The organism is Flavobacterium sp. UBA7663 (assembly GCF_002483315.1).
Classification (GTDB): Bacteria; Bacteroidota; Bacteroidia; order Flavobacteriales; family Flavobacteriaceae; genus Flavobacterium.
The window spans coordinates 114165-127318 of sequence record NZ_DLHR01000010.1 but is presented as its reverse complement, the minus strand read 5'-3'; the positions used below and the strand labels follow the sequence as shown (position 1 = coordinate 127318).

General features: G+C 32.6%; 14 protein-coding genes and 1 tRNA gene. 4 read left to right on the top strand and 11 right to left on the bottom strand.

Going from position 1 to position 13154, the window contains the following annotated elements; genetic code table 11:
- The 4 genes from B2741_RS02590 to B2741_RS02575 form a co-directional block, all read right to left on the bottom strand.
- Positions 1–1433: efflux RND transporter permease subunit (locus B2741_RS02590; protein WP_291135156.1), on the bottom strand; the 1433-nt coding region annotated here is incomplete at its 3' end.
- A 95-nt stretch (positions 1434–1528) separates the two neighbouring features.
- On the bottom strand, positions 1529–1861 hold the full coding sequence (locus B2741_RS02585) for a DUF6660 family protein (RefSeq protein WP_291135154.1): 333 nt from the start codon (positions 1859–1861) through the stop codon (positions 1529–1531).
- A gap of 35 nt (positions 1862–1896) precedes the next feature.
- Entirely contained in the window at positions 1897–3141 is a 1245-nt protein-coding gene (locus B2741_RS02580; RefSeq protein WP_229324110.1) for a site-specific integrase, read from the bottom strand.
- Between the two features lie 262 nt (positions 3142–3403).
- A tRNA-Ser gene (locus tag B2741_RS02575) sits at positions 3404–3488 on the bottom strand.
- Positions 3489–4337: 849 nt separating this feature from the next.
- Between B2741_RS02575 and B2741_RS02570 the strand changes: the two genes are divergently transcribed.
- The gene (locus B2741_RS02570; protein ID WP_291135164.1) at positions 4338–4895 is read left to right on the top strand and encodes a DUF6642 family protein; all 558 of its coding nucleotides are present in this window, start codon (positions 4338–4340) and stop codon (positions 4893–4895) included.
- Between the two features lie 109 nt (positions 4896–5004).
- Positions 5005–7041 (top strand): M48 family metalloprotease, encoded by a 2037-nt coding sequence (locus B2741_RS02565; RefSeq protein ID WP_291135150.1) that lies wholly within the window; start codon positions 5005–5007, stop codon positions 7039–7041.
- Between the two features lie 109 nt (positions 7042–7150).
- On the opposite strand, the gene B2741_RS02560 is transcribed toward B2741_RS02565, so the two are convergent.
- The 7 genes from B2741_RS02560 to B2741_RS02530 all read right to left on the bottom strand — a co-directional run bounded on the left by B2741_RS02560 (position 7151) and on the right by B2741_RS02530 (position 12081).
- Positions 7151–7468 (bottom strand): hypothetical protein, encoded by a 318-nt coding sequence (locus tag B2741_RS02560; protein ID WP_291135148.1) that lies wholly within the window; start codon positions 7466–7468, stop codon positions 7151–7153.
- A gap of 141 nt (positions 7469–7609) precedes the next feature.
- On the bottom strand, positions 7610–7945 hold the full coding sequence (ytxJ, locus tag B2741_RS02555; RefSeq protein WP_291135145.1) for a bacillithiol system redox-active protein YtxJ: 336 nt from the start codon (positions 7943–7945) through the stop codon (positions 7610–7612).
- Between the two features lie 354 nt (positions 7946–8299).
- Positions 8300–9859, bottom strand: a complete 1560-nt coding sequence (locus tag B2741_RS02550; protein ID WP_291135143.1) for a protein adenylyltransferase SelO — start codon at positions 9857–9859, stop codon at positions 8300–8302.
- A 3-nt stretch (positions 9860–9862) separates the two neighbouring features.
- The gene (gene yaaA, locus B2741_RS02545; RefSeq protein WP_291135141.1) at positions 9863–10621 is read right to left on the bottom strand and encodes a peroxide stress protein YaaA; all 759 of its coding nucleotides are present in this window, start codon (positions 10619–10621) and stop codon (positions 9863–9865) included.
- Positions 10622–10751: 130 nt separating this feature from the next.
- Positions 10752–11018 (bottom strand): heavy-metal-associated domain-containing protein, encoded by a 267-nt coding sequence (locus B2741_RS02540; RefSeq protein ID WP_291135139.1) that lies wholly within the window; start codon positions 11016–11018, stop codon positions 10752–10754.
- 78 nt (positions 11019–11096) lie between these two features.
- Positions 11097–11510 carry a DUF6691 family protein gene (locus tag B2741_RS02535; RefSeq protein ID WP_291135137.1) on the bottom strand — a complete coding sequence of 138 codons (414 nt, stop codon included), beginning with the start codon at positions 11508–11510 and terminating at the stop codon, positions 11097–11099.
- 4 nt (positions 11511–11514) lie between these two features.
- A complete protein-coding gene (locus tag B2741_RS02530) occupies positions 11515–12081 on the bottom strand; it encodes a YeeE/YedE family protein (protein ID WP_291135162.1) in 567 nt (188 codons plus the stop codon).
- Positions 12082–12181: 100 nt separating this feature from the next.
- On the opposite strand from B2741_RS02530, the gene B2741_RS02525 reads away from it, so the two are divergent.
- Entirely contained in the window at positions 12182–12685 is a 504-nt protein-coding gene (locus B2741_RS02525; protein ID WP_291135135.1) for a DUF4199 domain-containing protein, read from the top strand.
- 1 nt (position 12686) lies between these two features.
- The gene (locus B2741_RS02520) at positions 12687–13148 is read left to right on the top strand and encodes a 2-dehydro-3-deoxyphosphooctonate aldolase (protein ID WP_291135133.1); all 462 of its coding nucleotides are present in this window, start codon (positions 12687–12689) and stop codon (positions 13146–13148) included.
- Positions 13149–13154 lie beyond the last annotated feature (6 nt).

Here is a 13154-nt window from a genome sequence, read left to right as displayed (position 1 = left end):
ATTGCCATTGGTTTGAACATTTTGCCTTCTGTTCCTACTAATGCAAGGATTGGCAAATAAACAATCAAAATAATTATTTCTCCGAATGCTGCACTATTACGAATTTTTGAAGCCGATTTATATACTTCAGTATCCATTTCTGTTTGGGTTAAATTCTTTTGTCGTTTGAGTTTTTGTAAATGATGCATTGTTGCTTCTACAATAATTACCGCTCCATCGACTATAATTCCGAAGTCGATTGCTCCTAAACTCATTAAGTTTCCGCTTACGCCAAAATGGTTCATTAAGATTACTGCAAAAAGCATTGAAAGCGGAATTACTGATGCAACAATTAATCCGGCTCGAAGATTACCTAGAAATAGTATCAATACAAATATTACTATTAATGCACCTTCCAAAAGGTTTTTAGTAACTGTTCCTATTGCGTTATCCACTAATTTACCTCTGTCAATGAATGCTTCGGCAACCACTCCTTCGGGTAAGGTTTTATTGATTTGCGCCATTTTTTCTTTCACTCTTTCTACAACGGCACTAGAGTTTTCGCCTTTTAACATTAAAGCCAAACCGCAAACAATTTCGCCTTTACCGTCTTTGGTCGAAGCACCATATCTTAATGCAATTCCCTCACGAACAGTAGCTACATCGCGAACTAAAACTGGTGCACCATTTCTGTTTTTGACTACTACATTTTCTAAATCTTTAATGCCTGTTGCCATACCAACACCGCGAATAAAGTAAGCGTATTGGTCTTTTTCGATATAAGCTCCACCTGTATTTTGATTGTTTTTCTCTAACGCTTCAAAAATTTCTGTAATGGTTACTCCCAAACTATTTAATGTATTTGGATTAACTGCGATTTCATATTGTTTTAGTTTTCCACCCCAAGTACTGACTTCGGCAACGCCTTCGATACCTTGTAATTGTGGAATAATAATCCAATCTTGAATGGTTCGTAATTTTACAGCATCGTATTTGTCTTCATATCCTTTTTTGGCATAGACATCATACTGATAAATCTCGCCTAATCCTGTTGATATTGGTGCTAACTCTGGAGAACCAGCATAAGCAGGAATATTTTCTTTGGCTTGACTAAGGCGTTGAAATATTTGTTCTCTAGCCCAGTAAATATCTACATCGTCTTTGAAAACAACGGTTACTACAGAAAGTCCGAAACGAGAAATACTTCGTAACTCGATAACTTTTGGGATTGTTTTAAAAGATTGTTCTAAAGGATAAGTGATTAATTGCTCGACTTCCTGACTGGCTAAAGTTGGAGCAGTAGTAATTATTTGTACTTGGTTGTTGGTTACATCGGGTAACGCATCGAGTGGTAACTGTTTTATAGAATAGCTACCAAACGCTATTAGAACTAAAGTAAATAATAGTATTATAAACTTGTTCTTGATACTGAACTGTATGATTTTGTCTAACATTGAAATTGTATAATGAATTAGAAATTAGCAAAACTAGTTTTGCTATTATTTGTGATAGGCTCACAAGTTTCTAACCCGAAACTACTCGGGCATCATTATACTATTTGAGGCGGTTGCCATATACTTCCGAAGAAATTGGAAGTAACTATAGAGGTATAGGACGGTAATTGCGTTTTTATACTCTTTGTAATCGGTGTAAAACTAAAAGTTGTAATTTTAAAATAACTCACTATTTGTGAGCCACAACAGTTGCAGTTGCAAAAAGGCGAACATAAATCATTTTCTTTATCGTGATTATGAGATTTTTCATCATGATTATCTGAAATCTCAACAGCTTTGTGTGCTGCACTACTTACTTCCATATCTGCACAAGGCAAACATGATAGTGCAATTAGATAGATTGATAATATGTAATTTAAAAGTTTCACGAATACAAAGATAAAAATATTTTTAAAACAAATTCTTATATTACATTTTTTTTAGGTGCCTTTATATTTCCCACAAATTTATTTTTTAATATTTTCATATCTTCACTCACTTTTCTGTCCAGCACTTTAGCATAATGTTGAGTAGTTCTCAAGTTTTTATGACCTAACATTTTACTTACGCTTTCGATAGGAACTCCATTAGTAAGTGTTACTGTTGTTGCAAAAGTATGTCTAGCAATGTGAAATGTAAGTTCTTTTTCAATTTCACAAACTCCAGCTATTTCTTTTAAATAAGCGTTCATTTTTTGGTTTGATAGAATAGGTAGTAGTTTATCCTCGTTGTTACATTGTGGATGATTTTCATATTTATCGATTATCATTTGTGTAACTGGAAGGATTGGGATTTTGGAAGCACTTTCTGTTTTTTGTCTGTGAGTGAATATCCATTTCTCGCCATCAATACCGAAGCTTATATGGGATTTTGTTAGGTTTTTGACATCAATGTATGCCAAACCAGTAAAGCAACTGAAAAGGAAGATATCGCGAACCAGAGATAGTCTTTCTGTTTTGAAATCTTTTTCAATTATGCTTTGAATTTCATTTTCTGTTAAATAAACTCGATCAACTTCTTTGACTTTTGACTTATAGTTTGCAAATGGGTTTTTATCTAGCCAGTCATTGGCCAAACAAAGCTTAATTATTTTATTGAAGTTTTTAAGGTACTTAACTGCTGTGTTATTAGCACAGTTTCTAACACTTCTCAACCAAAACTCGTAATCGGTTATAAAGGCATGATCAATCTTTGTAATATCGATATCTGAAACGTTGTATTTCCATTGCATAAACTCAATAGTATGCTTGAGTGAAGTAGTGTAGCGTTCTAATGTTCCTGGAGCGTATTCTTTTCCAACTAATTCCTTTATTTTGTTGTTGTGGTCTTGGAAGATGGGAACAAGCATACGCTTGGTTTCTGATAGACCAAACAATTCATTCTTTAGATTTTCTGAATTTAAACTGATGTCTTTTTTGAAAAGTTTCTTCTCAGCTTCTAAAACTTGACTTTTTAAGTAATCAAGATGACTATTGATTGTTCTAGCTTCTTCTGTGGAACCTTTTACTTTGCTGCCTTCTGAGGACCATTTATCAGGATTGATATATTTGTTGGTGCTAAACTCAAAACGTTTGGTATTGACAGTAACTCTAGTGTAGATAGGACAAACCCCTAAATTGTTGGCTTTTGCTCTCTTGATGTAGAAGAGAATTGATACTGATGTGTTCATTGTTGGTGACCTTAAAGTTAGTATTAAATTTATTCGATTTAATAACTACACACAAGATGTACATTTTTTGAATATGTTGTTGAACATCTTGTAGTATCGGTGCTTTCGTTGCGAGGTGTCACTTAAAATTTATTTTTTTAGTGACACCTTAAAAGACACCTAAACTTTGAGATTTAATGAATAATTTGATATAGCCCTAAAAGAAAAAACCCACTAAATTGTTGAATTTAGTGGGTTTTAGTACCGTTTGCTTTTCAGCTAGCGGAGAAAGAGGGATTCGAACCCCCGGACCTGTTACAGTCAACAGTTTTCAAGACTGCCGCATTCGACCACTCTGCCATTTCTCCAATAAGTCGCGCACTACTTCCGTATTGCGAGTGCAAATATAGAACGATTTTTTATTTCTGCAAACGTTTTCAAAAGAAAAAAGTAAAAAAAACACACTTTCCTCCTCACCCCATTCCCAACCATTTGAATGTCAGTAAATAAATAAAACTAAAATTTAAGAAAAAATCAAGAACAAGAACAAGAACAAGAACAAGAACAAGAACAAGAACAAGTACAAGAACAAGTACAAGAACAAAGTCAAAGTCAAAGTTATCATTTGTACCGTAAATTATAATACTCATCGTGCTTAAAGAGATACTTAACAGCATGACAAACTATGCGTGTAGTCTAATGTTAACTATGCCAAGTGCAACGCCTCTGTGTAACTCTCTCAACACAATCCACTTCCAAAGAAACTCCGTGCAGCTCTGTGTAAAAAACTATGTGCCTATGTGTTTTAATTTCAAAATTCAACATTCGTTAATCAGCATTCAACATTCAAGAAATGCTTAACAGCATGACAAACTAGACGATTAGTCTATTGTGAACTATAAAAGTGTAACGTCTCTGTGCAACTCCCTCAACTCAATCCACTTCCAAAAAAACTCGGTGCAGCTCTGTGTAAAAAACTATTGTGTCTATGTGTTTTAATTTCAACATTCGTTAATCATCATTCAACATTCAAGAGATGCTTATCAGCATGACAAACTATGCGTGTAGTCTAATGCTAACTATGCCAAGTGCAACGCCTAAAAAATCAACCCAAGGTAAAACTACTGTGCCTATGTGTTTTAATTTCAAAATTCAACATTCGTTAATCAAGATTCAACATTCAAAAAAACCACCTACTTTTGTAAAAATCAAAAACAATTCATCCTAATTCCAAACTATTTTGCCTAGAAAGCGTTCCAGATGTCACTTCCCAAACATCCAGCATCATACTACCCTCTTTAGAAAAACTAGCATTGCAATACAACATCACTAACGTTTACCAAACCTGCGACAGCATTGAAGGATTAGAAGAAAGCCTATCCACCCTACTCTACGAAGACCGAAACTTTCATGATTATGAAATACTCTATTTGGTATTCCAAGGAAGAGACAATAACATCATTATTGATAATTATTTGTATAGCCTAGAAGAAATAGCCGAGTTTTTTGAAGGCAAACTCACCAACAAACGCATCCATTTTGCCAATACCTTACAATTAGACCTAGATTCCGAAACCGCTCAATATTTCTTAGATGTCACGGGAGCCATTTCCATTTCAGGCTATCGCAACCCAGCACCAATACTAAGTACCATTATCGACAATCCATTCTTTGCTTTATGCCAAGAATATGATGACGTAAACGATATTGTGGAAGAATTATTCGAAAAGCATTACGCTTTAGCTAAGGCGATGGGCTTTACTTTGTATTACTAGAAAATCCATTCACAGCTAATTTAAATTGAATATTTTGTGAGAAATTTCATTTCTATTTAGCATATTTTCCAAAATAAATTTCATATTTGTAATTCTATTTACAAAATATATGGACATTCAAATTTCACCTGAATTTAAAAAACAAACAAGTAAAGCTATTTTTGCTATTGGACTATTTATACTCGTTTATATCCTTTTAATACTTATTGGATTTTTAGTAACAATTGCCTGCATAGCGGGTGGTGTAACATTAATAATAGCAAAACCAATGTTTTTTACCTTAGCATTAGGAATTGGTTTAGCGAGTTTAGGTGTAATGATAATTATATTTTTACTTAAATTCCTTTTCAAAAGAAATAAAACTGATTTGTCTAATTTCACGGAAGTAAAACGTTCTGAAGAACCAAAATTATTTGCATTTATAGATGAAATTGTTGCAGAAACTAAAACTAATTTTCCTAAAAAAGTGTTTCTATCAACAGAAGTAAATGCAAGTGTATTTTATGATTCTAGTTTTTGGAGTATGTTCTTACCAATAAAAAAGAACCTACACATTGGAATGGGATTAGTAAACAGTGTAACACACGACGAATTAAAAGCCATTTTAGCACACGAATTTGGACATTTTTCGCAAAGAACAATGAAAGTGGGAAGTTTTGTTTACAACGTAAATCAAATCATGTACAACATGCTATATGAGAATGACTCCTATGAGAACTTAATTCAAAAATGGGCTAATGTGAGTGGTTATTTCTCCATATTTGTGGCTGCAGCTGTTAAAATAATACAAGGTATTCAGTGGATTCTACAAAAAATGTATGGTATTGTAAATAAAAGCTATATGGCACTTTCGCGAGAAATGGAATTTCATGCCGATGAAGTAGCAGCAAATGTTACTGGTTATATTCCATTAAAAACTTCATTATTACGTATGGATTTAGCCGATAAAAGCTATAATAGTATTTTACAATTCTATGAAAACAAATTCAGCGAAGGGTGGATAAGTGAAAACATTTTCAAAGAACACTCCTATATCATGAACTTCTATGCTGAAAAACAAGGCATTGCTATCATCAATCAACTACCTGAAGTAAAATCTGAAAACACAAACTCTTTCAATGCTTCTAAATTGGTAATTAAAAACCAATGGGCTTCACATCCAGAAATTGAAGAACGCATCGCAGCATTAGAAAAAATTGGAATAGTGAAACCAAATCCAAATATTGAACCTGCAAGTAGTCTATTTACGGATGCACCAGAAACAGAGAAAAAGTTAACCCAAAAATTATTTGGTAGGGTAAACTATCCTGCCGAAAACATAAAAATTAGTTTTGACAATTTCACTAAAGAATTTGAAGCAGATTATGACAGAGAAAGCTTTAATGAAGCTTTTAAAGGATATTACAACCAGCATAGTCCTACAAATTTTTCAATGGAAAATATTAATTCCTCAACAGATACATTTGAAAATTTGTTTAATGATGAAATGGCAAACATTCCAAGAGAATTAGCTACAGCTCAACAAGATTTGATGATACTAGAAAACATTAAACTTGGTCATTATGACATCAATACTTTTGATTATGAAGGAGTAAAACACAATAAAAGCGATGTAAATAATGCCATCAATAAAATAGAGGATGAAATCAAAAAGTTACAAGAAAAGTTAACATTTCACGACCAAAAGATTTATAATTATTTTCACGCTATAGCAACTCAGAAAAACAAAACTATAGAATTTGAATCCGCGAGTAAAAAGTATTTGAATTTTGACAAAAAATTTGATGAAAATTTTGAACTAAACAATCAGATTACAGAAGCATTAGAGTTCATAAATAAAGAAACTCCTTTTGAAATCATCAGAGATCGTTTCGAATCGTTTCGTCCTATTGAAAATAAATTAAAAGAGGAACTTAAAAATCTAATAAATTTACCTGTTTACCAAAACGAATTAAATTCTGAATTATCAAAAGAAATCAATGAGTTTTCAAACAAAAATTTAGGCTATTTTGTTGGAAAAGAATACAAAAATGATCAACTTCAGGAACTATTTAAGATGATTAATACCTTCCAGTTTCTTAACCAAAGAATTTTCTTTTTACACAAAAAAGAGTGGCTTGATATTAAATTACAATTACTAACTTAATAAAATAATTTTCCCCAAATACTTAATGTAATTTGGGGAAAATTGAATTTAAAGAATCCAACTCCTAAACAAAACATTCATAATTTCGTCATAGGTAGTTGGATAAATATTACAATAATAAAATCAATAAAAGAACGATAATGATAATAGCTCCTACAGATAAATAAATACCGCTATTACTATCTCGTAATGAAGATTTTATTACTTTAACTTCTTTTCGAAGTGCTTTTTTTTCTGAAGAAGTCATGTCTGACTTGTCCATTGCTTTTATTTCATTCAAACGATCTAACTGTACTTGTACATGCGCTGGAACTTCAATAGGCGCAGTAGCTGGTGTATTTGATGGATTACCTGCAGCTGTCATAGTGTTTGGAAAGAAACTTATCGACATTATTAGCATCAATAAGTAAAGAGTTGTTTTTTTCATAATAGTATAATGTTAGTAATTATTTACAACATTAAAATTATACACTTCAATTGACTAAAGTGTTATACTATTTCTAGAAAAAATTACAGAAATCACAGATATAAAATCGGTTCCTATTTTAGAAAATTCCTAAATCCAAAACTACAAATACTTCGCAATGTCTTCCGCCTGAATGCTATGATGCGATACTCGATACACCACTTCCCCATTCTTTAAAACAATAATTTGTGGCGATTGATGAATCACACTTAATTCCTCTGCAATAAAATTAGAAACACTTCGATACGATAGCAAATCCAAATAATTGAAATCGGCTTTAGCAATCAACACATCATTTCCACTAACCAAGCGCTCCTTAGCATAAGCACTAATGCCACAAGTCACGCTATCTTTAAAAATAATTTGAGGTTTTACATTCGATTTTTCAATTATGTTGTGAACATCTTGTTCTGTTGTAATAGGATTCCAGTTTTTCATAGTTAATTTTTTGTTTCAAGTTTCAAGTTTCAGGTTTCAGGTTTTTGGAACACAGATTATAAAAATAATAGTAATCTTTAAAATCTATTATGAACTTTATTCAACGTGAGCCTTGACTTATTTTTTTTATATGACTTATATGTTTTTAATTTTTGTTTCAGGTTTCAAATTTTCACACAGAGACATTACACATTTCTTAATTATCTATTCGCATAGTTTGTCTGCTGTCAAGCATCCCTTTTATGAGCTTAATTATCGGTAATAATACACTTCATTTACCTTATAAGACTTATATGTTAAAATTAACCTTTGTGTGACTTTGTGCCTACTTTGCGTAACATAGTGCCATTAAATCTAAGAACTACACGACAACATAGAACACCCAACTTTATCTCGCGCCCAATCAGGTCGTTTGGCAAACCATTTTTTATATTGCGGTTGTTCGTTGTATGGATTTTTAAGCAATGTATATAATTCGTCAATAAGCGTATAATCTTCTTTCTCTGCGGCTTCAATGGCTAACTGTGCCATGTAATTTCGCAACACATATTTTGGATTCACTTTATTCATAGCTTCTTTTCGTTCTTCGTCTGAACCAACTTCTGCTTTAATTTTCTCCAAATACAATTCCATCCAATTCAGCCAACTCGTTTTTAATGTCGTTACAATTTTATTGGGTTGATAAAACGCTAAGGTAATTTTAGCTAACGCTTCATCAGAAGAATCTGTTTTTACTACATTGGCCAAGTTGCGATAGAAAATCGTCATATCGGTTTCTGAAGCAGTCAACAAAGTAATTAATTCATCTTGAAAATGAGCATCATATTCCGCTTGTAATCCCAACTTCTGCTGTTGTATTATCGGAAATTGACTATCAAATTGCTGACTGTAATTATTCAATACTTGTTCCATCGAAGAAATATCTTCAATCAACGGATACAAAGCATTTCCTAATTGTACTAAATTCCACAAAGCAATATCGGGTTGGTTTCTGAAACGATATCTTCTGCCTTCTGCATCGGTAGTATTTGGTGTCCAATCCGGGTCATAATCTTCCAACCAACCATACGGACCATAATCAATTGTTAATCCCAAAATCGACATATTATCCGTATTCATCACACCATGAACAAAACCAACGCGTTGCCAATGCAACACCATTTCCACTGTTTTATTCACCACTTCTTGATAAAACTGCAAATACTTTTCTTTTCCCGATGTGGTAATTTCAGGATAAAAATACTGAATCGTATAATCGGCTAACGCTTTTAAATTTTTGATATCTTTTCGAGCAGCAAACAACTGAAAATTCCCAAAACGAATAAACGAAGGAGCCACCCTACATACCACAGCTCCGTCTTCATAAGCGGCATTTCCGTTGTACAAAACATCTCTCAAAACTTTGTCACCAGTTGTCACCAAGGATAACGAGCGAGTGGTAGGTACACCCAAATGATACATCGCTTCACTACACAAATGTTCGCGTATTGAAGAACGCAAAACGGCAAAACCATCCGCCGTTCTCGAATAAGGCGTTTCACCTGCTCCTTTCAATTGTAATGTCCAACGCTGATTATTGTGCAAAATCTCAAATAAATTGATTGCTCTTCCATCACCTAGTTGTCCAGCCCAATTCCCAAATTGATGTCCGGCATACGCCATGGCATAAGGTTTTGAATCTGGATAAACACTACTTCCTGAAACCAAATTTAAAAAATCAAGAGATTGTGTTTCTGCTTCAGAAATTCCTAATAATTGAGCCACCTCATCAGCAACATGAAGCGATTTAGGGTTTGAAGGAACACGAGGTGATACAAACGAAAAAGCAGCATCAAATACTTGTCTTCGTGTATTTGAAACATTTGAATCGGCTGGCAATTGCTGATTGAAAGTATCGTTTAGGTGTAATTTCATTTATTATCGGGTAAAAACTAATGTGTTTCCTTTAGACAAGTTTGCATCAAAAGCATATCCATCATAATTGAATTGCTTCAAATCTTCTATTGTTTCTGCATTGGTATCAATAATATAACGTACCATTAAACCTCTTGCCTTTTTGGCAAAGAAGCTAATCATTTTTAATTTTCCGTCTTTGTAATCTTTAAATTCTGGAGTAATAACTGGAACTTTCAACGTTTTGGTATCTACTGCAGAAAAATATTCGTTACTCGCTAAGTTGATGAAAATTTCGTTTTTTTGTAATTCACTATTCAAAGATGCCGTTACCTTTTTTTTCCAGAACTCATACAAGTTCTTTTTTGAGCCAATAGGCAAAGAAGTCCCCATTTCTAATCGATACGGTAGCATTAAATCAAGAGGCTTTAAAACACCATATAAACCCGAAAGAATGCGTAATTTATCTTCTAGAATAGGAAATTTATCGGTTGAGATAGTATAAGCATCTAAACCTGTATAAACATCGCCATCGAAAGCAAAAACAGCTGGACGAGCATTTTCAGGCGTAAAAGGTAACGACCAATTTTGATTGCGTTCCCAATTCAAATCGGCTAACTTTTCCGAAATGTCCATTAACTCCATCAATTGCTTTGGCTTTTTCTTTTTTAAAGTTTTTTGAATGGTTTCCGCTTCTTTTAAAAATAAACTTTCAGTATAGTTTTGAATTGGAAGTGGTGATTCAAAATTTAAGGATTTGGCAGGTGATACTACAATTTTCATAGCGTTTTTAAGATATTAAACTTATACTTTCAAAAGTACGAAAATAAGGTAATATGAGATTTAGAAAACGATAAATATTACTTATACTACAATTAGAAATAAAAAATCCCGAATAAATCGGGACTTTCATTTAACTCATTTTTCCAATGGCACAACTTACATACGATTTAGCTTTTGCTCCTAAACTGTTTGCTTCGCCATCTTCGGGATATCCTAATACTTTCAGTTTTTCCTTAACTTCAATTAACTTTTCTTCTGTTGGATAATCAAAAGAAACGGAATTTTCTTCAACATTAACAGACACTTCAGTAACAGCATCAATTGAAGAAACATTCTTTGTAATAGTATTGGCACAACCGCCACATTTTAAATTTTGAATATATAGTGTAGTTTTCATGATATTGTATTTTTATGAATAACAAATTTACAAAATCTAGAAGCCAAACACAGTAACTTTTGTTACTTTAACTTAACTTTAATGAGGTAATTTATCCTTTAGAAGTCCGTAAATATAAGTTCCTAACAAAGCACCAATTAAAACTACGGCAATGGCATAGGTTCCTGTTCCAAGTAAAATAAAAATAGGTCCTGGACAACTTCCCACTAATGCCCAACCTAGTCCAAATAGTGTTCCACCAATAATATAACGCCAAAAACCTTTTTCTTTTTCAATAATTTGAATTGGAAAACCGTTGAAGTCTTTTATTTTAAACCTTTTGATTAACTGAATACCTAAAACTCCTGTAAATAAAGCCATTCCAATAATTCCAAACATATGAAACGATTGAAAATGAAACATTTCGTAAATGCGATACCAAGAAACAGCTTCTGCCTTAGTCAAAACAATTCCGAATACAATTCCTGTCAGAAAAAATCTAGCTAATTTCATATGCTTATGCTGTTTTAAAAATTATAGGTAAAATATAATGTGCCATTAATAATCCTCCAATAAAAAATCCGATTACAGCAACTAAAGAAGGTAGTTGAAAATTACTTAATCCAGAAATAGCGTGACCTGAAGTACAACCACCAGCGTAACGTGTTCCAAATCCAATTAACAAGCCGCCAATTAATAAAATAGCAAATCCTTTTGGAGTTTGAAGTGTTTCCATGCTAAAAATAGCATCAGGCATTAATTTACCATTTGGAGCTTCTATTCCTAAGGTTTGTAGTTGTGAAACTGTATCGGAATTAATATTTACACCAGTTCCATTCGATAAAAAGTAAAAGGCGATAAAACCTCCAACAAAAGCACCTAACACAACGGCTAAACTCCACTTTTGTTCACGCCAATCAAACTTAAAAAAATCACTGAATTTACCTGCTCCAGCCATAGTACACATGGTACGCAGATTAGAAGACATTCCGAAAGATTTTCCAAAATAAATTAAAAGTAACATCACCATACCAATTAAAAAACCGGATACGGCCCAATGCCAAGTTCCAAAAACAATTTCCATACCTAATGTAATTTTTGACAAAAATAGAAATTCAGATTGGGTTTTGTAGCATTTATTACAAAATATAGTACATTTGAAGTACCAATTAAATTTAACTTTCATGAAGAAATTTTCAATCGAAACCAAATGGGCCTTTATCTCAATTATTATCTTCTTAGCTTGGATGACTTTAGAAAAACAATTAGGCTTTCATGACGAAAAAATAAAATGGCAAATGTTTTTTACAATGCTAATTATTTTTCCAAATTTTCTACTGTATTATTTAGCTTTAAGAGACAAAAAGAAAAATTACTACAATGGCGAAATGAGTTGGAAACAAGGTTTCATTTCAGGAGTTGTTATTTCTTTTATTATTGTGATTTTTAGTCCAATTACCCAATTTATCACTCACGAATTCATTACACCCAACTATTTCGCTAAGTTAATTGCACTTTCTGTAGAAAGTAAAAGACTAACCTTAGAGGAAGCTCAAAGTTACTTTAATTTAACTGCCTACATTTGGCAAAGTATTTCAGGTGGATTATCATTTGGAGTGGTGATTGGCGCGATTGTTGCTTATATGTTAAAAACAAAAACACCAGAAACAACGATTAAAACAAATTAAAATGAAATACTTATTTTCAATAATTACAGTGCTTTTATTAACAAGTTGCGTAAGCACACAATCCACTTTAAAAAACGTTGATAATACTGCTATTCGTCCAGCCATTAAAGACAAAGCATACGTAATTACAGAATATGCAACCGATAGTAAATATGGTTATGATCAAGATTATCCAATCAATATAGGTTTCATTCATGAAAAACAAGAAGACATCAATATCGAATATTATTTTAACGGATTAGAAGGACCTGATGGTGAAAAAATAAGTTATAAAAAAGTAGATACTTGCTGTCCGTTTCCTTCTAAAAACAGTCTAATGGGCGCTGGAACTGTGGGAATATACGAAGTAACCTTTGAAGGTAGTAACAAAAAAGTGATGTTGTATTTTAATATTTTTGAAAAAGGGAAAATTCTATGCCCTAAAGGATTCGCAATCAAAAAACCAGTTTCAAGCAATAATTAAAACTTT